At 54.7% G+C, this 25,670-nt stretch carries 23 protein-coding genes; 15 read left to right on the top strand and 8 right to left on the bottom strand.

The window, feature by feature from the left end; all coding sequences use genetic code 11:
• Positions 1–60: 60 nt before the first annotated feature.
• From ACP5OT_RS13905 to ACP5OT_RS13845, 13 genes are all read left to right on the top strand, one after another.
• Positions 61–591, top strand: coding sequence for a YbaY family lipoprotein (locus ACP5OT_RS13905; RefSeq protein WP_424676420.1), 531 nt, complete (start codon positions 61–63; stop codon positions 589–591).
• Positions 592–706: 115 nt separating this feature from the next.
• Complete coding sequence (locus ACP5OT_RS13900) at positions 707–1,426, top strand: Sec-independent protein translocase subunit TatA/TatB (RefSeq protein ID WP_428132463.1); 720 nt, start codon at positions 707–709, stop codon at positions 1,424–1,426.
• Entirely contained in the window at positions 1,423–2,208 is a 786-nt protein-coding gene (gene tatC, locus ACP5OT_RS13895; RefSeq protein ID WP_424676422.1) for a twin-arginine translocase subunit TatC, read from the top strand. The genes ACP5OT_RS13900 and tatC overlap by 4 nt, the downstream gene beginning before the upstream one ends.
• A gap of 175 nt (positions 2,209–2,383) precedes the next feature.
• Positions 2,384–2,812, top strand: coding sequence for a zinc ribbon domain-containing protein (locus ACP5OT_RS13890; RefSeq protein ID WP_428132461.1), 429 nt, complete (start codon positions 2,384–2,386; stop codon positions 2,810–2,812).
• A gap of 79 nt (positions 2,813–2,891) precedes the next feature.
• The gene (locus ACP5OT_RS13885; protein ID WP_428132458.1) at positions 2,892–4,565 is read left to right on the top strand and encodes a hypothetical protein; all 1,674 of its coding nucleotides are present in this window, start codon (positions 2,892–2,894) and stop codon (positions 4,563–4,565) included.
• A gap of 46 nt (positions 4,566–4,611) precedes the next feature.
• Positions 4,612–5,613 carry an AAA family ATPase gene (locus tag ACP5OT_RS13880; protein ID WP_424676425.1) on the top strand — a complete coding sequence of 334 codons (1,002 nt, stop codon included), beginning with the start codon at positions 4,612–4,614 and terminating at the stop codon, positions 5,611–5,613.
• Positions 5,613–6,488: a DUF58 domain-containing protein gene (locus tag ACP5OT_RS13875; RefSeq protein WP_424676426.1), complete on the top strand. Its 876-nt coding sequence runs from the start codon at positions 5,613–5,615 to the stop codon at positions 6,486–6,488. The genes ACP5OT_RS13880 and ACP5OT_RS13875 overlap by 1 nt, the downstream gene beginning before the upstream one ends.
• Complete coding sequence (locus ACP5OT_RS13870; RefSeq protein ID WP_424676427.1) at positions 6,485–6,949, top strand: DUF402 domain-containing protein; 465 nt, start codon at positions 6,485–6,487, stop codon at positions 6,947–6,949. Before ACP5OT_RS13875 ends, ACP5OT_RS13870 begins: the two co-directional genes overlap by 4 nt.
• 17 nt (positions 6,950–6,966) lie before the next feature.
• Positions 6,967–8,865, top strand: coding sequence for a vWA domain-containing protein (locus ACP5OT_RS13865; protein WP_424676428.1), 1,899 nt, complete (start codon positions 6,967–6,969; stop codon positions 8,863–8,865).
• 99 nt (positions 8,866–8,964) lie between these two features.
• On the top strand, positions 8,965–10,137 hold the full coding sequence (locus ACP5OT_RS13860) for a carboxylate-amine ligase (protein WP_428112374.1): 1,173 nt from the start codon (positions 8,965–8,967) through the stop codon (positions 10,135–10,137).
• Positions 10,138–10,153: 16 nt separating this feature from the next.
• Complete coding sequence (locus ACP5OT_RS13855; RefSeq protein ID WP_424676430.1) at positions 10,154–11,302, top strand: acyl-CoA dehydrogenase; 1,149 nt, start codon at positions 10,154–10,156, stop codon at positions 11,300–11,302.
• Positions 11,303–11,368: 66 nt separating this feature from the next.
• The gene (gene rpoD / locus ACP5OT_RS13850) at positions 11,369–12,565 is read left to right on the top strand and encodes an RNA polymerase sigma factor RpoD (RefSeq protein WP_424676431.1); all 1,197 of its coding nucleotides are present in this window, start codon (positions 11,369–11,371) and stop codon (positions 12,563–12,565) included.
• Between the two features lie 455 nt (positions 12,566–13,020).
• Positions 13,021–13,476 carry a class I SAM-dependent methyltransferase gene (locus ACP5OT_RS13845; protein WP_424676432.1) on the top strand — a complete coding sequence of 152 codons (456 nt, stop codon included), beginning with the start codon at positions 13,021–13,023 and terminating at the stop codon, positions 13,474–13,476.
• A gap of 46 nt (positions 13,477–13,522) precedes the next feature.
• Here the strand turns inward: ACP5OT_RS13845 and ACP5OT_RS13840 are convergent, their stop codons facing one another.
• A complete protein-coding gene (locus ACP5OT_RS13840; protein WP_424676433.1) occupies positions 13,523–14,866 on the bottom strand; it encodes an FAD-dependent oxidoreductase in 1,344 nt (447 codons plus the stop codon).
• 168 nt (positions 14,867–15,034) lie between these two features.
• Between ACP5OT_RS13840 and ACP5OT_RS13835 the strand changes: the two genes are divergently transcribed.
• Positions 15,035–15,784 (top strand): TIGR02206 family membrane protein, encoded by a 750-nt coding sequence (locus ACP5OT_RS13835; protein ID WP_424676434.1) that lies wholly within the window; start codon positions 15,035–15,037, stop codon positions 15,782–15,784.
• Here ACP5OT_RS13835 and ACP5OT_RS13830 read toward each other — a convergent pair.
• The 5 genes from ACP5OT_RS13830 to ACP5OT_RS13810 form a co-directional block, all read right to left on the bottom strand.
• Positions 15,745–17,235, bottom strand: a complete 1,491-nt coding sequence (locus tag ACP5OT_RS13830; protein WP_424676435.1) for a CHAD domain-containing protein — start codon at positions 17,233–17,235, stop codon at positions 15,745–15,747. The two genes, ACP5OT_RS13835 and ACP5OT_RS13830, sit on opposite strands and share 40 nt — an antisense overlap.
• 31 nt (positions 17,236–17,266) lie before the next feature.
• On the bottom strand, positions 17,267–17,875 hold the full coding sequence (locus tag ACP5OT_RS13825; RefSeq protein ID WP_424676436.1) for an inorganic triphosphatase: 609 nt from the start codon (positions 17,873–17,875) through the stop codon (positions 17,267–17,269).
• 141 nt (positions 17,876–18,016) lie between these two features.
• Complete coding sequence (locus ACP5OT_RS13820) at positions 18,017–19,381, bottom strand: hypothetical protein (RefSeq protein ID WP_428132454.1); 1,365 nt, start codon at positions 19,379–19,381, stop codon at positions 18,017–18,019.
• A gap of 860 nt (positions 19,382–20,241) precedes the next feature.
• The gene (locus tag ACP5OT_RS13815) at positions 20,242–21,204 is read right to left on the bottom strand and encodes a CobW family GTP-binding protein (RefSeq protein ID WP_424676438.1); all 963 of its coding nucleotides are present in this window, start codon (positions 21,202–21,204) and stop codon (positions 20,242–20,244) included.
• On the bottom strand, positions 21,188–22,312 hold the full coding sequence (locus tag ACP5OT_RS13810; RefSeq protein ID WP_424676439.1) for a lipocalin-like domain-containing protein: 1,125 nt from the start codon (positions 22,310–22,312) through the stop codon (positions 21,188–21,190). Before ACP5OT_RS13810 ends, ACP5OT_RS13815 begins: the two co-directional genes overlap by 17 nt.
• A 197-nt stretch (positions 22,313–22,509) precedes the next feature.
• On the opposite strand from ACP5OT_RS13810, the gene ACP5OT_RS13805 reads away from it, so the two are divergent.
• On the top strand, positions 22,510–22,974 hold the full coding sequence (locus ACP5OT_RS13805; RefSeq protein ID WP_424676440.1) for a hypothetical protein: 465 nt from the start codon (positions 22,510–22,512) through the stop codon (positions 22,972–22,974).
• A gap of 18 nt (positions 22,975–22,992) precedes the next feature.
• On the opposite strand, the gene pyrC is transcribed toward ACP5OT_RS13805, so the two are convergent.
• Positions 22,993–23,985: a dihydroorotase gene (gene pyrC, locus ACP5OT_RS13800; protein WP_424676441.1), complete on the bottom strand. Its 993-nt coding sequence runs from the start codon at positions 23,983–23,985 to the stop codon at positions 22,993–22,995.
• On the bottom strand, positions 23,982–24,914 hold the full coding sequence (locus ACP5OT_RS13795) for a TerB family tellurite resistance protein (protein ID WP_424676442.1): 933 nt from the start codon (positions 24,912–24,914) through the stop codon (positions 23,982–23,984). The genes pyrC and ACP5OT_RS13795 overlap by 4 nt, the downstream gene beginning before the upstream one ends.
• Positions 24,915–25,670 lie beyond the last annotated feature (756 nt).

Raw genomic sequence — 25,670 nt, 5'->3', positions numbered from 1 at the left:
ATCGTTTATAATCTTGAGTATACCATCTTCTTTTGCCGATGGTGCAACACGGAGTAGCTCATGCTCAGACTGTACCAGATTCTGATACTGTTCGTTGGCCTGTTTGTTACCCTACTACCGGCATTAGCCACTGCCCAGAGCACGGCCAGTTTAACTGGTATTATCACCTACCGCGAACAGGTTCTTCTGCCTGCCGATGCGCTGGTGGTCTTGCAAATTGCCGAAGTAACCTCCGCCGGTAGCGGTGGCCGCGTGATCGTTGAGCAGACATTCGCCACCGGTGGGGCACAGCCACCGTTTCGGTTCAACCTGACCTACAATCCGGCACTGATCGATGCCGGACGGGTCTATACGCTGCAAGGTCGTATTCAATCGGGTGGTCGTACTCTCTTCACGACGGCTAATCTCATTCCGGTCATTACCGGCAGTGCCCCGCGCAGCGACATCAACGTGGTGATGTTAGCGGTGCGTGGAGCAACCCTTCCTGCCGCCGGTAGTGAACTGTGGTTGGTAGGAACCGCGCTGGGGTTAGGGGCAGCGGCTTTGGTTCTGCACGGTGTGCGCCGGTTCGGACAAACGAAGACGGCGTAACGTAGAGGTGATACATTGTATGGATTGCGGAAGCAAGGCTTCTGCAATCCATACTGTTTGCGTGCTGTGGTAAGATAATAACGAACTACCAATGACCGGTAATCTACGGAGTCGTATGGAGATATTCAACGTCCATCTGTTTGAATTCATCTTGATCGCCGGTCTCGCACTCGTGCTGTTCGGCCCTGAGCGGCTACCGGAAATAGGACGATTTGCCGGCAAGCAGGTGGCTAAATTTCTGGCATGGCAGCAACAGTCACCTGAATTGCAAATGATCAACGAAATGCGCAATGAGTTTGAGCGAGAGATTGCTCAGTTGCGCGACGAACTGATCTACACACGCAAGCAGCTCGATGTGCGTAACGATGTGCAGGCGATTGTTGATGAAGTGAAGTCGGTAGGTCAGGAAGTCCAAACTACGCTCCAGGAGGCGACCACTGCCACCGACACGACCAAGGCAGTGCTTGAAGCGCAACCGGCAACCAAACCTACGATCCGTCCTCCAGCACACGCACCGGTACCGGCTACGACCGCTGTTGCTTCCACAGCGTCGACCGATCCATCTTCCTCCGGTATTGCCCAACCCTTAACCGATGAAGATCGGGCTTTGTTTACCGAGATGTCGCAACCGAATCCGCCGCCGTCTACCCATAACGGGACCACGCAGCCACCACTGTCCGCAGACGAAGTCGCCGATCTTGTACGGCGACTCAATACGCTGGCTGCTGAGTTTCAATCGATTGTCTTTCAATTGCAAGCGCGCGGCGTGCTCGATGCAAATTGGCAACCTGCTGCCTCATCTCCTGCTGTCTCTGAGGAGTCTGTGACGCCATGACGACGAAACCGGCGCGTACCGACGAAGCCGGCGAGGCTTCGATGACATTAATCGAACACTTGATCGAATTGCGTAGCCGCATCATCAAGGCCGGTATTGGTGTATTGATCGGCATGGTGGTGGGCTTTATCGCGGTGTGGCCGCAAGGTCCGATTAAGCTGATCGATATTCTGATCCTCACGTTTGCCCCGGTCAATGAGCGTTTTGCCCCCATCCAGTCGGTTGGTACGACCGAGCAGTTTACCAGTTATATGAAAGTGGCACTGCTTGTCGGGGTTATTCTGGCAATGCCGGTGATCGTCTATCAATTGCTGGCTTTCATTATTCCGGGGCTGACCGCGAGCGAAAAGCGGTTGATCTTTCGCGCGTTACCGTTTGTCACCTTCTTTTTCTTGGCCGGGATTGCTTTTGGCTGGTTCGTCACTACACCGGTCGCAATCCGGTTTTTGATCGGCTTTTCCGACTCTCCCCTGATTCAAACTCAGCCGACGCTGTCGGATTTCTTAGAGACGGTATCAATGCTGTTGCTGATCAACGGCATCGTTTTTGAACTACCGATCATTATTTATGTACTGGCGTATCTGAATGTGACGACGGCCAAACAGTTGGCCAGCTACCGACGGTATGCTTTGGTGATTGTGGTTATTATTGCAGCGTTTATTACTCCGACCGGCGATCCGGTCAATCTGATACTCTTGGCGTTGCCGATGTATTTGTTATACGAGGTTGGGATTATCCTTGCACGCTTCGTCCCGCATCAAACACAGACTCGTCGCGTGTAACCGGCGTCCGGCAAGCATTCGTCGTAGACATATCCCTGTACATTCCGTTATCGTCTGCGCAAAATTGGTATAATACAGTCATCTGGACAAAAGCGCAGCTCCTCTGCCACCGGTACGCTCTACCGGTGGTTGGCTGTTATCTACCGCATTCTGACAGAACACCGAGGTGAGCGTTATGGTAGAACGGATCTGTCCGGCTTGTCGCCATAGTAACCCGCTCGAAAACCGATATTGTGGTGCCTGCGGTGCAGCACTCACCGAGAGCGATGCATTGGCGCCACGCGAATCAACTGCTCTTGCCCCACGTTCATTTCCGCTCGCACTCTCTCCGGCACAGGTGCGCCAAATCGGCGCGGCACTAGCACTTGGAGCCGCAACGCTTGCTGTTGAAGTTGGTAAGGCATGGTTGCGTCGTCGTATGGGAAGTACCACCACCGGCGCATCGCTGACTCCGGTTCCAACCACTGCGGTTACCGTGCCAACCGTTGTCGAGCCATTCAAGATCACAACGACGATTGTCAGTCAGCGCGTCGTCGAGGTTTGGGAGCGCGGTGAGCTGGTGCGACAGGTGATAGAACGCCACGTCTGGCGACGCGAAGATTAGCCGGGAACCGGCTCAGGGGCAGCGGCGTCATCCATAATGTGGTACGATACTCTTGCCGCCAATACAGGAAGGACTGGCGATGATGCAGGCTGTAGACCCTTCTAACTACCAAACATTGCGTCGGCACTTGCGCCCACTGAGCCGTAGGTTGCGCCTCAGCGATGGATTGGTTCTTGCCAGCCGCACGCTCTGGATCGGCTTAACCGGTAGTGCTGTTGTTGCTGCACTTGGATGGGTGACTCCGATTCCTCACCTGAGCTGGTGGGTCACGGGACCCCTTATCGTTTGGCTGCTCGTTATTATCGGTGTGACGGCTTTCAAACCGTTACCGCCACGTCGAGCTGCTCAGCGGGTTGACCACATCCTCAATCTGCGTGAACGTTTGTCGACGGCGATTGAGTTGTACGAGACCGATACCGATACGCCATTGGCGCCGTATCAGCAAGCCGATGCCAGTGCGTTGGCGACACGGTTACATCCACGCCAGATTCCCATCGTCATCCCACGCCAACCATTGTTGTGGGCATTGTTACCGGCACTGGTACTCGTGGCCTTGCTCACGCTACCCAACCCGATGAAGCGTATTTTGGCCGAACGCCAGGCGGTGGCCGAGATGATTGAGCAGGTGAATCAGCAGTTGGCAGCACTAGAAGAGGAATTGGCCGCACGTGATGATCTTACACCCGAACAGCGTGCCAGGCTAGCGGAGATTTTACGTCAGTTGCAGGCTGAGCTGGAGCGTAATCCCGGCGACCGGCAAGAAGCCCTGGCCGATTTGGCCCAAGCCGAAATGCAGCTACGCCGGCAACTGAACTCGCAGATCGATACGCGCCAGGCAGCCCTCGAACAGTTAGCCCGCCGGTTAGAACAATTGTCAAATAACCAGGCTTCGCCCCGGCCAACCCTCGATCAACTACGTCAGCAATTGGAGAATTTGGCTGCGAGTCTTGATCAGATGAATGCGGCTGAACGGGAAGCACTGGCCCAAGAACTCGCCCAGCAGGCTGCGCAATTAGCCGCATCCGATCCGGCAACGGCACAGGCATTACAAGATGCTGCCCAAGCGCTCGAACGGGGTGACACCCAAGCAGCCGCTCAAGCCCTGCAACAAGCGAGTCAACAAGTTCGCAATACACAAGCCGCTGCCGCTAATCAACAAGCCGTTCAGCAAGCCCTGAATAACACCCAAGCTGCTCGCCAACAGATTGCCCAGGCCGGTCAACCCGGTCAGCAAGGCCAGCAAGCCCAACAAGGCCAAGGGCAACAGGGGCAGCAAGGACAACAAGGACAGCAAGGCCAAGGGCAACAAAGTCAACCCGGTCAGGGGCAGCCCGGTCAGGGTCAACAGGGTCAACCCGGCCAAGGACAGCAAGGACAACCCGGTCAAGGTGGTGGTTCAACCGCCGATAATCTTGGGCAGCAGCAAAGTAATGTACCGGGCAACGTCGATCCCAATCGTCCCAGTTCCCAGCAAGGTCACGGCGGCAATAGCGATCTCGTCTACCAACCGTTCAATCCTTCCGGCCAAATTGGCGATCCCGATTTCATCCCCGGTCAACAGGGAAGCGGTGGGAGTAGCGAAGTTCGTCCGGGGCAAGGGCAGCAGAGTGGGATAAATAACCCCTCGGTAGTGCCTTACGAACAGATTTTTCCCCAATACCGGCGCACGGCGACCGAAGCGTTGGATCGCGGGAGTGTCCCGATCTATTTGCAAGATTTCGTCCGCGATTACTTCTCACGTCTTGAACCGTAAATGCTACATTGTGTATATCGTCGGATACCAGCTAAAGGAGACCTGAATGACCAACGCTGCTAATGCCGCGATTACCATTACACCGGAAGAGTTTCGCCAACGCGCGCAACAGATCGAGGCCGAAGTTGCGCAGGTGATAGTTGGTCAGCATGAACTGATCCGACAGGTGATCATTACGTTACTCGCCGGTGGTAATGCCCTGCTTGAAGGGGTGCCCGGTCTGGCAAAAACGACATTGGTGCGGACCCTGGCCGATGTCATTGACTGTAAATTCTCACGTATCCAGTTTACGCCCGACCTCATGCCGGCTGATATTGTCGGTACGACCTTGATCAGCGAAGATGAGCATGGGCACAAGATGTTCCGCTTCGAGCCGGGGCCAATCTTCGCCAATTTGGTGTTGGCCGATGAGATCAACCGTGCAACGCCCAAAACGCAATCGGCGTTGCTCGAAGCGATGCAAGAGCGTACTGTGACGGTTGCCAAGACTATTCACCAATTGCCACAACCGTTTTTTGTCTTGGCAACGCAGAATCCGCTTGAAATGGAGGGAACATATCCATTGCCGGAAGCCCAACTCGACCGCTTCTTTTTCAAGATTAATGTCACCTTCCCATCCGCAGCCGAGTTGGTCGAGATCGCGCAACGTACTACTGGCGCTCGGCAGCCGGTAGCACGGCACGTCGCCGATGGTCCTATCATTATGCAAATGCAAGCGTTGGCCCGTACCGTGCCGATTGCCAGTCACGTGTTGGCTTACGCTGCGCGCCTGATTACGGCCACCCATCCTGAGAGTAAAGATGCTCCGGCTATTACCAGGCAGTATGTGCGCTACGGCGCTTCACCACGCGGTATGCAGACCCTGATTTTGGCCGGTAAGATTCTGGCCTTGCTTGATGGCCGTTACAACGTTTCGTTTGGTGATATTCGCCTGGCGGCCCTGCCGGCATTACGCCATCGGGTTGTGCTGAACTTTGAAGCACAAGCTGAGAGTGTTAGTGCTGATGAGGTGGTAAAGGGCGTGCTTGAGGCGGTTAAGGAGGAATGATGGCCGAGCCATTGCTGACAGCCGCCTTCTTGCGTAAGCTTGATCGGCTGGCGTTGCAAACACGACGGGCGATGGCCGGTGATCTGCAAGGTGAGCGGCGGAGTCCGAAGCGTGGCTCATCGGTTGAGTTTGCCGATTTTCGCCCGTACACATCCGGTGACGATATTCGCCAGATCGACTGGAATCTGTACGCTCGCGCCGAGCGTTTTTATCTGAAGCTGTTCGTCGCTGAAGAGGAGCTTAATGTCCACTTATTGGTGGATACCAGTCGTAGCATGGCATGGGGTGAACCGGAAAAACTGCACTATGCTCGTCAAATTGCGGCAGCGTTTGGCTACATCGCATTGAGTAATCTCGATCGAGTAACCGTGACCGCTTTTGGTGGTCGCCCGGCAGCAATTAGTGGTATCCGTGGTAAACGGAGCGCTGTAACATTATTTGATTTCTTACAGCGGCTCACAGCCGGTAGCAGTGCGAATCTGACCCAGTTCTGTCGTCATTATGTGCAGACGGCGCGTAGCGCCGGCCCGCTTTTGCTCTGTTCTGATCTCTTCGATCCGGGATGGCGTGATGCCCTCCGCACGCTGACCTCGCGCCCATTTGAGATTACGGTGATGCATATTCTCGCTCCGCAAGAGATCGATCCGCCAATTGAAGGTGATATTCGTTTGCTCGATAGCGAGGGTGGCCCGGCGGTCGAAATTAGCGCCGATCTCGATATTCTCGAACGTTACCGCGAATCATTGCGTGCTTGGCAGCGTGAGATTGAAGCATTTTGCAACGGACGTGGAATGCGCTATGTCCCGGTCAATACCGCTGAACCGATTGAGGATTTTGTCTTCGGGCAGTTTCGGCGGGCAGGTGTGATTCGATGATCGAAGTGCGGCTGCTCAAACCAAGCAAACGTCAGATTATCCGCTATCCGGCTATCGTTATTGCCCGCGATGCACACAGTGTGACGGTACAGGCAACGTGGCGGTTAGGAGTAGTCGATCTCGGACTGTTTCGGATTGAACCCGGCGACGTGATGATCGAGACGTTCTACCGTGATCGGTGGTACAACATCTTTCGCGTGCAACAGCCCGCCGGCCCAACGCGCGGTTGGTATTGCAATCTTGCCCGTCCGGCGCAGATCGATGAGACTACCATCGAGACTGAAGACCTCGATATTGATGTGATTGTCAGTGCTGACCGCCGGTACGTCATTGTCGCCGACAGTGATGAGTATGCTGCTCGAGACCTTGCCCGTACTGAACCGGCCACCGATGCAGCCGTGCAGGCGGCAATTGCCGAATTACGCGATCTGATAGCACGCGGAGTACCGCCGTTTGCGTGAATGAGGTACGTACCACTATGTCATTCCTCACACCGTTAGCGCTTCTAGGTGCAGCGATTGTTGGCCCGATCATCGTGGCGATGTATCTGCTCAAACTGCGTCGCGAAGAGCGGGTGATTTCATCAACGTTTCTCTGGCAACGCATGGTGCGGGATGTTGAGGCAAATGCACCCTGGCAGAAATTGCGCCGTAATCTCCTTCTCTTGTTACAGTTGTTGCTGATGTTGTTGTTGGTGTTGGCATTAGCCCGCCCGTTCCTGCCGGTCACCGGTATTAGTGGTACCAACCTGATCATTATCTTCGACCGTTCGACCAGTATGCTGGCAACCGACGAACCACCGACCCGCTTGGAAGCTGCGCGCCGGCAGGCACTTGCATTGATCGATCAACTACCCGATAACGGCCGGGCAACGATTATCACTATCGGTGGACAGATGGAAGCGCCCATTGCCGCTTCCAGTGACCGCCGCGAGCTGCGTCGCATTATTGCGAATATCCAACCGAGTTATAGTACCCAGTCCGATCTAACCCAAGCGCTGACCCTCGCTTCAGCACTGGCTGCCCGCGAACCTGATAGCGAGGTTGCAATTATCTCTGATGGGAATGTCACGATCCCCGATGGGTTGCGGGTACCGGCACGAGTACGTTACTTTCCGATCGGACGCGCCTCAGATAACGTAGCCATTAACGCGATTGCGCTGCAACCCGGCCCGTTCGAGCAGACCCTCTTTGTGCAGGCGATCAATTACGGGAATAGTCCGGTGACTCGTCGCCTCTCACTCTATTACGATGGTATCTTAGCGAATGCGGTTGATTTGACCATCGATCCGGGGCGTGAGCAGAGTTGGACGGAGACGATTCCGGCAACGGTGGCGACGGTCGAAGCGCGACTTGACGAACATGGTGATGCGCTGCCGGTCGATGATCGGGCGTATGCGGTTAGTCCGCAACGTGAAACGGTAAAGGTGCGACTGGTCAGCGATGGTAATCGCTTCCTCGAGACCGGACTGTCGCTGTTGCCGGGGCTTGAAGTTACGCGTGTGCCTACGACTACCCTGACATTTACGGAGAGTGCTGCGGAGATTCCGCTCACTATTTTCGACGGCGTCACGCCAACTGATCTACCGCCTGGTAATCTGCTCTTTATCGGCCCGTTGCGTAGTACTGAACTCTTTACGATCACCGGCGAATTTGATTTTCCCCTCATCCGACCGGTGGCACTAGAAGATCCGCTGCTACGCAATGTGCGCTTGTCTGATGTCAGTATTTTGCGCGCACCACGCATTGTTCCGGGATCGTGGGCGCGTGTCATTGTTGATAGCGACGGTGGCCCGCTACTGTTGGCCGGCGAGCGCGAAGGGCGTCGGATTATCGTGCTGGCGTTTGACTTACACCTCTCCGATTTCCCCCTCACCATCGGATTTCCGTTGTTACTCTCCAACATGATTGACTATCTCCTGCCGATGAGTAGTGTGCAACTGACAACCGGTCAGCCGATTGTGGCCCCGGTGGACAGCAGTATCGAAGAGGTGCGTGTCATTCGTCCTGACGGTCGGGTGGCGAGTTCACGTGATGGTCAGGTACAGGTCCAGGCCAATCAAACTTTCTACACCGACACCGAACTGCCCGGTATTTACACCCTCGAAGAACGGCGTGGCAATGAGGTCATTACCGGTCGTCGCTTCGCCGTAAACCTATTTGCACCTAACGAATCACAAATCACGCCACAACGCGATCTTGTCATCTCACAAATCAGCGGTGCGCAGAGCACGGTTGCCCGTGAGCGTGATGGTCGCCAAGAAATCTGGCGTTGGTTGGCGCTCGTGGCGTTGCTCGTCTTGCTTATCGAATGGCTGTACTATCAACGGAATACACTGACACTGCTACGAGAACGTTGGCGACGGCGCACGGCGTGAGTAGATAATCTTGATCGCTCGCCCCACACAATCCGCAATACGCGATATAATACAGCATACCGGTGATAAATGAATACCATCATCAACGAGGAGTGTGCGGTGAGCGTCTACAATCCCAACGATGCCGATTTTGCGTTTACAATCGGGATCGAAGAGGAGTATCAGATCGTCGATCCTGAAACCCGTGAGTTACGCAGTTACATTACCCAAATTCTCGAACCAGGCCGCACGATCTTGCGTGAGCAGATCAAGCCCGAAATGCATCAAAGTATTGTTGAGGTCGGCACCCGCCCTTGCCGTACCATTAGTGAAGCACGGGCCGAAATTGTACGCCTCCGAGGGGCTATTGCCGGGCTAGCGGCACGTCATAACCTGCGTATTGTGGCTGCCGGTACCCATCCATTTTCGTCGTGGATGCAGCAAGAAATTACGCCTGACGAGCGTTACCGCATGGTCGTGGGCGAAATGCAAGAAGCTGCTCTGCAACTACTCATCTTTGGTATGCACTGCCACATCGGTATGCCAAATAATGAAGTGGCTATCGAATTGATGAATGTTGCACGGTATATCTGTCCACATCTATTGGCGCTGAGCACCTCTTCACCGTTTTGGATGGGGCGCAACACCGGCTTTAAGTCTTACCGTAGCGTCATCTTTAGCACGTTCCCGCGCACCGGTATTCCACCAACCTTCCATTCTGCCAGCGAGTTTGAACGGTACGTCCAGTTGTTGATCAATACCGGCTGTATCGATAACGGCAAAAAGATCTGGTGGGATTTACGTCCTCATCCGTTCTTCGGCACGCTTGAGTTCCGTGTCTGCGATATTGCGACCAGGGTCGAGGAGTGTTTGGCGTTGGCCGCAACGATGCAGGCATTGATCGTCAAGTTCTACACCATGTTTGAGGAGAACACTACCTTCCGCGTCTACCGCCGCGCCCTGATCAACGAAAACAAATGGCGCGCACAACGCTGGGGGCTTGACGGAAAGTTGATCGATTTCGGGAAACGTAAAGAGGTCGAGGCAAAAGCGCTCGTTCACGAAATTGTCGAGCTGGTTGATGATGTCGTTGATATGCTCGGTTCACGTAAAGAGGTCGAATATCTGCTTACCATCGTCGACCAGGGCACGAGTGCCGACCGTCAGTTGCGGGTTTTTGCCGAGACGAATGATCTGAAGGCGGTTGTCGACTCCTTAATGAACGAGACAATAGAGGGTGTGCCGGTCATGACGTTTGATGCCGAGTCGTCAGCACAAACGGCGCATAGCTAGAGAAGCGAGGCAGGCTATGGATTTTGAATTGACCCCCGAACAGGAGCTGATTCGCCAAACGGTACGTGAATTCGCCGAGAAGGAGATTGCGCCGAAAGCACGGTATGTTGATGAGCATAGCGCTTTTCCGAGAGAGACCTTTGCCAAAATGGCACAGCTCGGTCTGATGGGACTACCGTTTCCCGAAGAATATGGCGGTGCCGGTGCGGATAGTGTGAGTACGGCCATTGCTATCGAGGAAGTAGCTCGCTGCTGTGGGAGTACCGCGTTGGCGTATGCTGCTCACCTCGGACTGGGGAGTGCACCGATTGCGATGTTCGGGACTGAAGAACAGAAGCGTCGTTTCCTCGTTCCGGCAGCGAAAGGTGAATATCTGGCGGCGTTTGGTCTCACCGAACCGCACGCCGGCTCGGATGCCGGTGCAACGCGAACAACGGCTCGGCTGGTTGGTGATGAGTGGGTGATCAACGGCCAAAAGATGTGGATTACAAACGCACCAATTGCCGGCCACATCATCGTTACCGCAGTAACCGACCCGGAATTGGGAAAGAAGGGTATTTCAGCCTTCATTGTGCCGCGTGGCACGCCGGGGTTAAGCTTCGGGAAGCACGAGCCAAAAATGGGGCTGCGCGGTTCGGTGAGCACTGCGGTGATGCTCGATGATGTGCGCGTGCCCCGTGAAAACCTGCTCGGCGAACGTGGCCGCGGGTTTATCCAGTTCCTACAGGTTCTCGACGGTGGTCGGATTGGGATCGGGGCCATGGCGATTGGGTTAGCCCAAGCTGCCTATGAAGCTGCAGTCGCCTATGCACGGGAGCGAACGGCGTTTGGCAAACCGATTGGTGCTCATCAGTCGGTGGCGAATATGATTGCCAATATGGCCGTTGATCTCGCTGCTGCTCGTGCGCTGGTCTATACGGCAGCCCGAATGAAAGATGCCGGTAAACCGTACACACGTGAGGCAGCTATCGCTAAACTCTTTGCCTCAGAAGCCTCCGAGCGGATTTGCCGCGATGCCATCCAGGTCTTCGGTGGCTACGGTTACAGCCAGGAATATCCGGTCGAGCGGTTGTACCGCGATACCCGCCTGCTGACCATTGGCGAAGGAACCTCAGAGATCTTGCGAGGAGTGATTGCGCACTCCGTGCTTGGTCTGCGCGGGTAACAGCTTGTGCTACAATACGAACTGCGCAATAGCTAACACCTGTGTGGTCTCAGACGAGGAAGTATTATGACGCAGAGCCAGCCCGAGACCGACCGCACCAGTTCTGCGATCAGCCCCGCCGATGTACAGGCCCTGATCGCGCAAGGACGGCAACAGGGCTTTGTCACCTTTGAGGATATTCAGCGGCTGGTTCCCAATGTTGAAGAGTCGGTCGAGCAGATCGACAGTATTTATGCAGCCTTAGCCGAAGCCGGTGTTCCCGTCCAAGACGGTGACGAACCGGTTATTGGTGATGCGTCGCTGACCCCGCTAGCAACCGATCTTGACCTCGAGGATGAGCTGTCAGATGCACTGCTTAGTGATAGTGTGCGCCTCTATTTGCGCGAGATTGGGCAAGTACCGCTGTTGACTGCCGAACAAGAGAAGCGGTTGGCTCAGATGATCGAACGCGGCCAAGCAGCTGAGCGTAAACTGGCTACACTCCCTCCCGACAGCCCTGAAGCAGAGCGGTTGCGCCGGATAAAAGAACAGGGCGACGAGGCACGCCAGCAAATGGCCTCAGCGAACCTGCGTTTGGTCGTGAGCATCGCCAAACGCTACCGCGATCGTGGTCTGCCGCTGCTTGATCTCATCCAGGAGGGGAGCCTCGGCCTGCTCCGCGCTATCGAAAAATTCGATCACACCAAGGGGTATAAGTTCAGTACCTATGCAACATGGTGGATCAAGCAGGCCCTCTCCCGTGCGCTGGCCGACCAGTCACGATTGGTACGCCTGCCCGTTCATCTCGGTGAGACGCTTCATCGGATCCAGTCTGCTCGTCGGCAACTGACCCAGTCGCTGGGCCGTGAGCCGACCGATACTGAGCTGGCGAATCATCTCGGGATGAGTGAAGAAAAGCTGCGTGAACTACGGCGGACTGCGCAAGATCCGGTTTCGCTTGCGACACCGGTCGGTGAAGAAGCTGATAGTACGCTCGCCGACTTCATCCCCGACCCACATGCACTTGATGCTGACGATGCTGCGGCAAGCGGTATGCTCCGCCAGCAGATCGCCGCAGCACTCGGCCAGCTCAGTGAGCGTGAACGGCGGGTGCTTGAGCTGCGCTACGGTCTTGCTGATGGTCAACCACGCACACTTGAAGAGGTGGGTAAAGCATTTGGGGTGACACGCGAACGGGTGCGGCAAATTGAAGTGAAGGCGCTGCGTAAGCTGCGCCATCCCCGCTTAGGGAAGCTGCTGAAGGATTACCTCGATCAGATTTAGTGAATGAAGTCACGTAGGTGCCGGGGTAGGTCATGCACAAGCTCCGGCGCTTGTCTTTCATTGAAGTACTTGCTCTTGTCTACAAATGTACCACATACGCCAACGTTTTGCTCGGTTTGCTTTTTATTGTCGTCTTGCCTTTCATTCGTTGACACCGGTGCGTCGGTTGGTTGATTTGATTATTGCACAAACCCTATTTGCATTGCCGATGCCGTTACGCCGACTTCTCTTCAGGGGTCAATCAGCGTTCTGCCCCATCTGCAATTCACGTCTGTCCGGTTTTATCACCCTGCACCGCCCCTACCATCACTGGTGTCCGGTCTGTCGATCATTGCAGCGGGCGGCATCGGTTGATCTGGCTCTTTCTTGAACACTCACACCTTATCACGCCAGAGTAGCCGCAAACGATACTGCATTTCGCACCTGAGTCGGGGTTGGCGCGACGGTTTGCGCAGATGCCCCATCTACGCTATATCACCGCTGATTTATTTGATCCATCGACCAAAATGCGCTTTGATATTACGGCTATTCCGTTTAACGCAAACACATGTGATCTCATTCTTTGCAGTCATGTGTTAGAGCATGTGCCGAACGATCACAAAGCAATGCGCGAAATTCACCGGGTGCTTAAGCCGGGTGGTACAGCGCTGATTTTAGTGCCGATCCAAGGCGAACATACGTTTGAAGATGCTACCATTACCGATCCGTTGCTACGCGAACGCTATTTCGGTCAATTTGACCATGTGAGGATGTACGGAGCTGATATTATTCAGCGGTTGCAGGAAGCAGGTTTTTGCGTGCAAACAGTGGATGCACAGCAGATTGCACTTGAGCAAGGCGATATTGAGCGAATGAGTTCGCCGGTAAACGACCCCATCTTCGTTTGTCGTAAGGCAGAGGGAACGGTCTAACGGATAAGGGACGGCTTTGCAGCCGTCCCCGGAGTGTGGCAGGTGACTAACGCCGGGCCAGATTGGCTGCGACCAGCAGCGGATCCCAAACCGGTGCAAAAGGTGGTGCATAGCTCAGATCAAGCTCGGCGAACTCATCAATCGTCCAACCGGCTTGCAAAGCGGCAGCAATCGTATCGACCCGCTTGGCGACTCCTTCGCGCCCGATCAATTGCCCACCCAGCAGCCGACGACTTGACCGATCAAAGACTAAGGTAACGGTGAGCGGCTGATGACCGGGCATATAGTGCGCTCGTGAAGAAGCGGTAGCACTGACACTAACGGCGTCGAAACCTTCTACCTTGGCTCGTGTCAGCGACAGACCACTGATTGCTACTTCACGTTCAAACACCTTGACCACCGTCGTACCAACGACCCCACCGAATCGGGCATTGCCACCGGCTAGATTCGCACCGGCAACCCGACCTTGTTTGTTCGCTGTTGTTCCGAGTGGAATCCAGGCCGGTTTGCCCGTCACCCGATGGTATACTTCAGCCACATCACCTGCTGCCCAGACATGCGGTACATTGGTGCGCTGATGATCATCAACCGCTATGGCACCGGTTGGACCGAGCGCGATACCGGTCTCACGGACAAGCCCGACGCTCGGCTTGACTCCGGCTGCCAGAATCACGATTTCTGCCGGTATGGTTTGACCATCCACTACGACACCGCGAACCCGCTCATTACCGACAATCGCCTGCACCGCCTGTCCTAATCGTACATCGACCCGTTGCCGTCGTAACTCTTCCTCGACCTGCTCTGCCACTTCAGGATCGAATGTTGGCAGGACATGGGGTAGTCGTTCGACCAGGGTGAGCGCGATACCGTGGGCATCTAATGCTTCGGCCATCTCAAGACCAATATAACCACCACCGATAATCACGCCGGTCTGTGGGCGTTGCTCGCCAATCCACGTCTTGATTGATATCGCCTCTTCGACACTACGCAATCCGAAAACGCCGGGCAAATCGAGACCGGGTAGCGGTGGACGAGCCGGCTGCCCCCCGGTGGTCACTACCAGTTCATCCCAATGGTCGGTAAACTCACGACCGGTATGTAGGTCGCGTACTAGCACACGTTGGCGAGCCGTATCGATAGTCAGTACTTCGTGGTGGATCAACGCCTGAATACCCTGCTGCGCAAACTGGGCTGGGGTACGCACAACGACATCTTCAATGCGGGCAATCTCACCCTTGATTGCATAAGGAAAACCGCATGCTCCATAGCTAACGTAACCTGATCGCTCGTAAACGACAATATCGATTGCCGGATTGGTGCGTTTCGCTTTTGCCGCTGCACTCATTCCAGCAGCTCCGCCACCAATAACAATAGCTCGTTGGGCTACCATAGGGTATCCTTTCGTCTTCTCTGCATCTACAAGGAAAGATGTTCTGATATACAGCAAAGTTACGATGACGCCCGCAACGTTTTTACTTCTGCTATGATGAAAATATCCGATACACATAGAGGAGGGTAAAAGGCACGAAAATCCTCCATAACCGCGGGAGGTGGGGCAATGACCGATATCTTTAGCTTGGATTGGGATGGACCACCGTTTGTGCTCTTTAGTGTACCGCACTGGATTGCACTCGGATGTGTCGTTGCCGTAGCAGTTTGGGTGCTCGGTCCGGCACGTCATCTATCGCCGATGGCTGCAAGATGGTGGCGCTATGGGCTAGCCGCTGTACTCACGGTCAATGAAATCGCCTACAACATTTGGTTTTGGGTCCATGGTCTCTGGTCGATCCAGTACATGTTGCCGCTGCACCTATGTACATTGTTTACGTGGCTGAGCGTCATCATGCTCCTGACCCGGAGCTATCGCATATTCGAGTTTGCCTACTTTATGGGGATTGGTGGAGCCGTGCAGGCGTTGCTGACACCGGACATTGGCATATACGGCTTTCCCCATTTTCGTGCCTTCCAGAGTTTTATTTCCCACGGTGGCATTGTATTGGCTGCGCTGACGATGATCGCGTTAGAACAGTATCGCCCTACGTGGGGATCGGTGGGGCGCGTGATCGTCGGAGCCAATCTGCTTATGGCACTAGTGGCCGTGGTCAATTGGCTGCTCGATAGTAACTATCTCTTTTTGGCCCGCAAGCCATACACGCCCAGTTTGCTCGATTTCTTAGGACCGTGGCCGATCTATATTGTGTGGATGGAGGTGATCGGTATTATCACAATTCTCGTGCTATATGCCCCATTTGCCTTAGCCGACCTGCGTCAGAGATCGCCGATCACGGCAAGCAAAGTACGACGATAGTCAGCACTTACCAGTCGTTCCCAGCACGCCGGTAGCTCGGTACGTAGCATTGCCCACTCTGCTTCACGAGCTGCAAAGTAGGCAGCTACCGCGTCAGGGGCACGCTCAACGTGATTGACAACCAAGCCTCGCGCTACGCTGATGTCGTTGAGCGCACCGAGATGGTCTTGAAACTCGATCAACGGATTGAGTAACTCGCTCAGTTGTTCACCGACAATGTCGCTGACTAACTCAAGTGCATAGCGTAGCCGTTTTCCGGCAATCCGCATCGCATGCAGGATTGCCTCATCTTCTGGCAAACCATTGTAGTCATACGCCCGCAAGGCTTCGTAATGGGCATACAACATGCTACCGGCGTGATCTTTCACCCGTGGCCGATTATTCCACGCACCGGCGAAACATGCTAATCGAGCTAACGCACGTAGATCGCGTTCGTACTGTTTGCTACCCAGATACTCAACCAGCGCCGTGTGTGCTTGCTGGCGCTCGGCGCGGATTGCTGCCATCACCGGTTCAAGACCGTGAATATCACGTCGCGCCATATCGTTCAGCAATACGTCGCGGTCACGAGTGGCACCAGCCTCACGGGCCAACGTGCGAACAGCCTTCACCGCCTGTCGCGCCGCTTTAGCCGGTGTAACCGGATCGAGCAGACGTAGTGCGGCCCGAATACGCCGAGTTGCTACCCGCAAATCATGCACCGCCTCGATAGTCTTGTCCGCCTCGACAGCACGAACCGTCTGCTGCAAGCGACGTGTATGGCGACGCAACATCACACGGCCAAGTTCGGCAAACGGCACGTCACCGCTAGTATACCAAAGCGGTAAAAGATCGGTCGGCTCGTCTTCACCTCCTACCGGCTCAACTACACTCCCACCACTCTGCACTACCACCTCCGGTCGTGGACCGATCACCCGTTCCCACAGATCGGCCTTAGTCAAGGCGCGTTCACTATCAACCGCGGCATGAGGGCCACTTGCGATAAGGCTGAGCCGGCCATGCTGTGCCGTCACCTGGAGCTGCGTTGTCTGACTTTGGCTATAATCAAAACCATCGGCAACGCGCACAATCGCGGCAAGTTGCAACGCTAGTTCGCGGTAACGCTTATTCAGGCACAAGATTGTCGGCTCGATCCGAGCACGTGGCTTGCGGCGATGAAGCGCTACGATTGCCGCGATGATCGCTTGCGCTGTCTCATCACCCAAATCGTGCCGAAGGATAATATCGCGCCCAACGAGATGATGCTCTGGTGGATCGGTCGTCAGGCCAACATTGTGAAGCAGTGCTCCTGCTTCAACGAGGGAACGGGCACGAGCGGACCACATATGCGAAACGCTGAGCGCATCGAACAACGTGAGCGCATGATTGGCAACTTGACGGGCATGCGCTCGGTCAACGCGATACGCCACCAGCAACTGTTCGACATAGTCGGTGAGTGTTGATGCTGCCATGCTTCCTCGTGTCTATCAGAAACAGATAACCTTATCGCTTGAGCAGAGCCATGCCACGTTCGAGCTTACTCTGTCGCTCCGGCGTGATCTTGAAAATGGCACGTAAGGCGTTCGCCAATTCGGTCAGATCGTAAACCGAGCCAGCCGGTAATACTTCTAGTTCTAGCTCGCAAAGTGGCGCTTGCCGGTTATCGGCGTAGATCGTCCCGCGATCAAGGCATAGTTCAACGCGATCTTGCCCATCGCGCACAGCGTGAATAATACGACGGCTGGTTTCAATGATTAGCAAGGGACGGAGTGGCGCACCAAGCAAAAGCGCTTGGGCCAGATCACGGGCTGGCCCTGCCGGCCACGTGGCCGGATCGGGATTGCTGCCGGGAAACTCAAACTCGGCCCGGTGATGAATACCGTTCTCGTCAACCCGAGCCGGTCCCTTCAGCGTAATCGTCGAACGATTACCGATCTGGCGTACACGTAACCCATAGCGCGCCAAAGCCAGCCGACCATCAACGCTATCGTAGTAAATATTCCGTTGACATTCGCCGGCCAGGGTGTGCAAAGTGTATGGGCCAAGCGCATTGAGCGTCGCTAAACGGTTGAGGTCGGCGGCGCTGATCCTATATTTGGCTTCAATTTCCATAGGTGCTCCTAACGTATGGTCAGCAGCAAGCATGGCTGCTCTTGTATTGTAGCCGGTTGTCCATTACCTGTGAAGTGACATGTATCCTATGTTCACAAACGGTTGTATCACCGATAAGCACGCGAGCGAGCCGATGAGCACTTACTCGCTACTGCTGCCACTGTCGCTACTGCCGCCACTGTCGCTACTGTCGCTACTGTCGCTACTGTCACTCCCACCAAAAAGATCGCCCCAACCACTATTATCAGATAGAGATGCTGTCGACGTGTATTCATATTCGTACTTATATTCATGAATATTGGTATACCGACGTTTACCGGTTGAGGTGCGCTGTTTGGAATACTGGTACCGCATATGCCAGCGCAATGTCTTACGCATCTGCTCGATCTCTGTCACAATTGCTTGCGCTTCGGCTAGTGCCGCAGGTATCTTGGTCGTGTTTGACACCAACCACAACAACGTTACCAATTGCTCACGCAGCCTACTCGGATCAACATACCGGGCTACGGTTGGTTGATCGGCCAGTTCCCACTCAAGTCGCCACCACTCCTGCACGGCTCCACTCAGAGCTGTACGGAACGCGGATACCTGCGAATCATCCGATACCGTTGGTAACCACGCTGCTGGACTGTAGGTTTGCGGGATGATTAAGGATGATACTGGTGTCACGGCAACTCGTTCGAGGTCTTTTAATTGCTGCTCGACGCGTGAGAGTTCTTCTTCAGGCGAATATGCCGATTGCCACGATCCGGCATTCCCGCGCTTTAGTCGGAGCAATCCCAGATAGACATCTTGGAACAAGAGGCGACACGCCGGATCGCGCTGATTTCCCGCTTGCGCACACAACCGTTCGAGCACCTCGATGAATCGTTGGTTGAGACTGTCAAGTGTAGCCTTGGCAATAAGATGACGTTGACCTAGTAGTTGTTGAAATATGGTGATGAACTGCGACGCAACTACAACTATTGCGATGACTGTGATAACAACCAAAGCAATCGGAATAAATCCGAGAATAGGGATAAAAGACTCCCAACCGATATCCGTCGTTGGTTGTTGCACCACGGTCGTTGGTTGGCGCACTGCGGTTAGCGCTCCAGCAATATCGCGACTTAAATCGGGTGAAGACAACGGGTTACGTAGATGGTCGTTCAATATTTGCTGATACCGATCATACAACTGACTATACCATTGCTCACCGAAACGTAATGCGCTGTAATTATCGGCAATTGCGACATAGATCGCGATCAGTTCCACCCGCTCTTTACCATCACTGCGGATAAAACCATCACGCTTGAGCAACTGAAAAAAATCAGCGTCATCACCACGGGCTTTGACATACACCACAACAATCGCACCTTCTTGGATCAACGGTTCCGCTGCTGTTTGGATAACCGATGGCTGACGCAGTTGCTGTAATGGATCGTTGATAATGATCCGACCTTGGGCAAAGACTGGCGATATACAACACATCAGAAGAAGGGCAAGAATGTGTAACCACCAGTACACGTGCATGCTCCTTTATGAAGGGTACTACTATGTTATTAGCGTTACCTACACGTAGCATTGCAGGGTGATTAGAAGAGGCTCCGTATCGCCAAATACATACGAAGAGGGCCTAACGTTGGGTACGTGCTAGTGGTGATAGCGTACTCACGCCAAGCGATGATGACCGTATCCGACGCAACCGACGAGGTGCGATTACTGACCTATCCACGTTAGATAGCGCACGCATCCTCAAAATGCAAATGCTTCATCAGTAATCGCAGCATCGATCAGGGCAACAAGCCACGGATACTCACCCGGCACAACTTCCGTACCCCCAACGACGTTTACCTCAGGTTGGGAATTGTGCTGGAAGGAGACGATAACCGGAACGGAAGGTGGTAATGAGGATAAACGTAAGCCGTACAACGATCTGAGAAAAGTACATATGAATCCTTTTCTTATTGTTGTGACTGACATGAAGTTATGGAAATTGTACCAATAAGGATTTTAACTAGCGTTAATTTTTTATTAAGTTAGCGTTAAAAACGTACTCACTATTTGATCGAAAGCTAAGATACGTACTACCGAAAGTAAAGCTGATCGAAATTGACCGTTTGATCTACAGCACAATTTCGATCAGATATGGCAGACGGTGATGACGTTGCATGATTCGCTTGAGTAGATCATACGACCACTGTCATTATACAAGTGTTGCCACCAAACATTGCCTCTTCTCTTGTCTGAACAAACTTCGCGACCGATGCATACTAACCAATGCTCATTAATTACCCGGTATCATCCCGGCGATGGTGGCCTAGCCTGTAAAACAGTTTGTATTTCCTTACGCTGAGGCCCGATCCACGGGGAGAAGTTGCCGCTGCTCAAGCTATTGCAGCACGGCGTATCTGCCAATCGGCAATCCGCTCGGCACTATCGATGCACGCATTGAGCATTTCAGCGGCCATTGCGATAGCCGCGGCACTGCCGATGAGAACCAGCCGACAGAGAGGTGAGGGTTCGTGGGTAAGACGGAGGGCACTGAAGGTCATTCGACCCGCTACCACATGAACCTCATCGGCCCAGGGCGAGTCGGTACAGAAGACGATCCCTTTAGCGCGGAAGAGACCACGTGCGGAAAGTTCTCGTAACGTCTGTTCGAGCGCGGAACGCTGTACCGGTCGGTCACTTTGCCAGCTCACGGCTTGATATTCGCTGGGTTGGTGGCAAAACTCTTCCGGTATATCACGATCGTGACGTGGGCTGAAGATAAATGCCGGGGCGATGTCGCCTTGCACGACCGGTACGACCGGCGCACGTGAATTGAGCTGGCTGATTTGGGTTGCAACCCACCGCATCCTGTTAGCATCGACCAGATCACCGTGGGTGAGCAATACCACGTCGGCGAGCTGAATCTGACGGGTAACGAGGGGCGACGTGGTTATTACCTGCTCGTAATCGACTGTGGAGGCAAGGGTAACGACCGTATCGAGTGGCGCATCGGCACGGCGGAGTTGACGAATAATCGCACCCGGTTCGGCCAAACCACTCAGTTCAATGGCAATTGCATCGAGTGGGCCTGCCTCGCTGAGCGTTTCCAGCGCGAGTATCAGATCGCTGCCGGCCACGCAGCACACGCAGCCGCCATTAAGTTCGATCAACAGACCGGCGCCACTCTGGGCGATCAAGGTGCCATCAATGCCCAGAGCGCCGAACTCATTGACGACCACGCCGATTCGATGATCACCGTGTTGTAGCAGACGACGGAGCAAGGTCGTCTTGCCGCTGCCAAGAAAACCGCTGATAAGTGTAACCGGCGCGATGACCGGCTCATTTCGTATCGGCATAGCCCGTCAACTCTACGTAGCCACGACCGCTCATGCTACCCCGCACGTCTACCGCGCCTTCCCAATAGACAACCGAAACCGGCAACTCTTGATCACGCATTGCCGGCGTAATCACCAGATCGATCCCGTAACGCGAGATGCGTAGTTGCCAACCAGAAGGATAAACGGCGCCACTTCGTGGACTACGCCACGTGTCGAGGACTGTCAGATCGACATCACCGGGACCAAGGATCACCACCGTATCGTCGGGCAAGAGTAGACTACCACCGACAAACGGCGAAGGGCGACCATCGGCTTCGCGGAGTTGGTAATACATCAGATCATGGCCGCTGCTCAACTGCAACGCGAACCAATCCCAGCCGGCCAGCCCTTCTTCGAGCGCACTGGTTCCCCACTCGCGATCCATCCACGTCAGGCCACTCACGGTGTAGGTCTGGGTGCCAAGCCGGATCGTGCCGGTACTGGTCATACGGGTCAGCGAATAATAAGCCGAAGCATTACCGACCTGTGAACCTTTTTGGCTTACCCCGGCATTACCTTGCAGTACCGGCGGTCGGCTATTAACGGCGACGAGATCGAGAGCGACATCAGCTTGGGCAGCGCGCAAATGCATGGTCATCCCTTCTGGACCACTCCCTTCAACCGACCAATCGTTGAGAAAGACGCGGAAAGGCTCGCCGCTAGCGCCGGCCAATCCGGCGGCTGCCCGGCTAAAGCGCTCGAAGGCGTAAAACCGATCACCGTCGATGTCGCTGACTGCAAAGTGGGCCATATAGATTTCATTAGTAGCCCACGCCGATTCACGAACCGGTGGATACGGACTAAGTGCACGGCGGAAGAAGGTGAGTTGAAAGCCAAAACGGTGGCCGTTCTCGGCAGTCAGGTTGCCGGTGTAATACCACCACTCGGTTTGAAACGTCGGATGTGGGCCGTGATCGGCGGGAAAAACAAACGGACGAGGCGTAATTACGCGCTCAAAACCCTCGCTGTTCCCGGCATTGACCGCTTCAATCGCGCCGATGGCAGCGCGCACGGTCGGTTGTGCCGGCGCTGCACAGGCTGTAAGCGCACACAGAATAGTCAGAATGAGAAAATATGCTCGTACCATTGGCACAACTTTTTTCGCTTGAAAACGGTTTATTCATGAGAGTCATCTATGCAGTTGTATAGGTAGTGTACCATGGGTTCGTGTCGAGCGGCGGCACGATGCACGCAATACATAGGTCAAAATCGTCCGGCCTGTAAACGTACTACGGGTTCGTGTCGAGAAATGGTACGATGCACGACGGCAGTGTGGAGAAGCGTATGATCGAACCTGACAATGATGCGCGGGTATTAGTGGTCATCGTCCCGCAACCGCGCGATCTCGCATTGGCGCACAACGCAGGCTGGTATCGGCTACCTTTAGCCCACGCCCCACCCCGTTTAGCCGCCGATTATCTGGCATTTTACCAACCGGCTTCATTTGGCGCCGAACGTTGGCAAATCCGGCACTACGCAGCAATCATCCGCTACCAGATCGTCCGCCGCCACGAGCTGTTGCCAGAAGAGCCAACCCATCCACGGGCCAATGAGTGGTATTATCGAATCGACATCGGACCGATCTGTGATCTCGACCGTCCGGTACCGGCAGCGCGACTGCGTCGGATCACATTTATTGCCACCACGTTCGGCCAACTGCGACGAGCGATTGACGTGACCGATCTGTTTGTACCACCGACACCACCGGATGTATGGGGTAGCGGTCTGGCCGGTAAATCGATCCGCTGATAAACGGTTGGGTGAAACCTATTCCACCAACCGCCAGCGGAGGGTCTGACCGGCGGCAAAAGGCACGACATCGCCGTAGCGGGCAGGAACCTGCCACGATTCTGCGATAAGCTGGACAGTACGCGGTGGTGGTGTAAGGCCGTGGATTCGACACGCATTACCACCGACAAAGGCCGGCAAGTAGTCAAGCGCATCGTGTCGTTCAAAGAGTTCCACAAGCATCGGCAAGAGCACCGGCGCCGAGAAGATGCCGGCAGCACAAAACGCGGCCTCTTTGTGATCAATCGGATGTGGCGCCGAGTCGCTACCGAACATCAATTTCGGATGACCACGTAACGCAGCCGCCAAGAGCGCATCACGATCGCTCGGTCGTTTGGCAATCGGCTTACAGAAGAGATGTGGTTGCAGCAAACCACCGGCCACATCATCGAGGGTGATCAAGAGGTGATGGAGTGTCACAGTTGCGAAGAGGTTTGGATACCGTTCAAGCAGATCGAGCGCGGCAGCGGTTGTAATATGCTCCATCACAATCCGCAAACGCGGAAATGTGCGTGCCCATCGTTCGTACACGGGCAAGAACTCAGCCTCACGGTCAAGGACAAAGCCATGGCTCTCACCGTGAACGAGCAGCGGGATACCAAGCTCTTCCATAAGGGCCAGCGTCGGCTCGATTGTCGTGAGATCACGCACACCGCCGGCACTATTTGTGGTTACACCTTCAGGGTAGAGCTTAACGGCAAAAATCTGGTCACGTAATCCTTGTAACGTCGCCGCATCGTAAGGGCGAAAGAAGAGGGTCATTAACGGGAGAAAGGGGTAAGGCGCCGTCGCTGCCTCAATTTCGGCACGATAGCGAGCAAGCCGGTCGGCATTATCGACCGGTGGTACGAGATTCGGCATGATAACTGCACCGGCGAATTGGGCAGCGGAAAAGGGTGCGACAAGGCGGAGCATTGCTCCTTCGCGCAGATGCAGATGCATATCAAGAGGTGTAGACAGTGAGATGATCATAGACGTTTTCCAGGTTGGCGGGGAAAGCGCATCCGCGCCGCGACAAAGCGATCATGAGGAAGATTAATGGCAGCGGTAATTCGGCTAATCTCTGCACTCTCGACACCGGAAAGTTCACCATCGGCGAGGGCAACCGCGAAGAGGGCGTCAAGAAAGCGCTCACGTTGTTCGACGGTCGTTGTGTTAGCAAACTCTTTGGCGAGACGAAAAAAGTCAAGACTTGCCGAACTCTCGGCCAAAGCTACTTCGGCTACGAGTGTAGCACGAGCATAGTCGAGATGCCACCACTCTTGTAAAATGGCGACAATCTGATCATGTTCAGCTGATGTTACTCTCTCATCGATCTGGGCAACACGGGCCAACAAACCACCGGCGAGGGCGAGGACATACACTTCGTCTTGGTTAATGCCTAATTCATCGATCTGTTGACCAAGGCGCATATGGAGAGAATAGTAGATGCGATTGCGGAGAAACTCTGGCAAGAGGTCTTCGCGGTTAGGGCCACGTGCCCGAATCCCCAACGCTAATCGAAAGGCACGTCCGATCTGGTGGAGCAAACTATGGCTATCATGCTCAAGCGCATCGTGAATCTCTTGGGCGACTGCACGCTCAGCCGGCGTCAAAACACGGTCGGCAGCCAGCAACCGGTCAATAGCGCTGATGGCAAGCCGGCGTTCAGCCGGTGTTGCGATCAGATCACGCAGTTCGGCAACAAGACGCGCTCGCTCGGCAGCTTCAACCGGCGTATGCAAATAGATCTCTAATTCGGCCCACTCTTCGGCCGTTAGGGCTAATTGCCCCCCGGTCTGACCGAGTTCGGCCAACAGGCGCTTGAGATCATTGATTTCCTCAAGGTTAAGTTCACCGTCGGCCCATGCAGCGGCAATCATCACTTTGGCGAGCGCCATTGGCAGCGGATGTTTCGCCATATTTGCTCCGCAGTTGAATTCGTCCGAGATTCGGACATGGGTTAGGACACCCAAGGTAAAAAATAAGGAGCCTTACGACCGATCCTCTTGCTTTGTTATACCCTCTACACGGTACAGAAGCTCTCCGTATATAAGTGTATCTATATCCGCCCAGTTCTGCAACGTTGCTTCGATAACCCATCACCACCGACATTGACCAGGCGATGTTGGTAGCACGCTCCTACGTCTGCGTGCAATCGCCAATCTATGGTGAGCGCTGAACGCCATCCTCCCCGTGTCATGTCGAGCGAAGCGAGACATCGTTAGCCGGTCACGGTAAGCGAAGCGCATCGGATGGCAAGATTGCTCGCTGCGCGCGAAATGACAAAAGAGGACTACCGGACCGTGGGATAGCGAGCGCCGCGCGTCATCCTCCCCGTGTCATGTCGAGCGAAGCGAGACATCGTTAGCCGGTCACGGTGAGCGAAGCGCATCGGATGGCAAGATTTCTCGCTCCGCGCGAAATGACAAAAGAGGACTACCGGGCCGTGGGATAGCGAGCGCCGGACGTCATCCTCCCCGTGTCATGGCGAGCGAAGCGAGACATCTTTAGCCGGTCACGGTGAGCGAAGCGCATCGGATGGCAAGATTTCTCGCTGCGCTCGAAATGACAAAAGGTGAATGACAAATGACAAAAGAGGACTACCGGGCCGTGGGATAGCGAGCGCCGCGCGTCATCCTCCCCGTGTCATGTCGAGCGAAGCGAGACATCTTTAG

The organism is Chloroflexus sp., assembly GCF_049970315.1.
GTDB lineage: Bacteria > Chloroflexota > Chloroflexia > Chloroflexales > Chloroflexaceae > Chloroflexus.
This window is presented reverse-complemented; position numbering and strand designations above follow the sequence as displayed.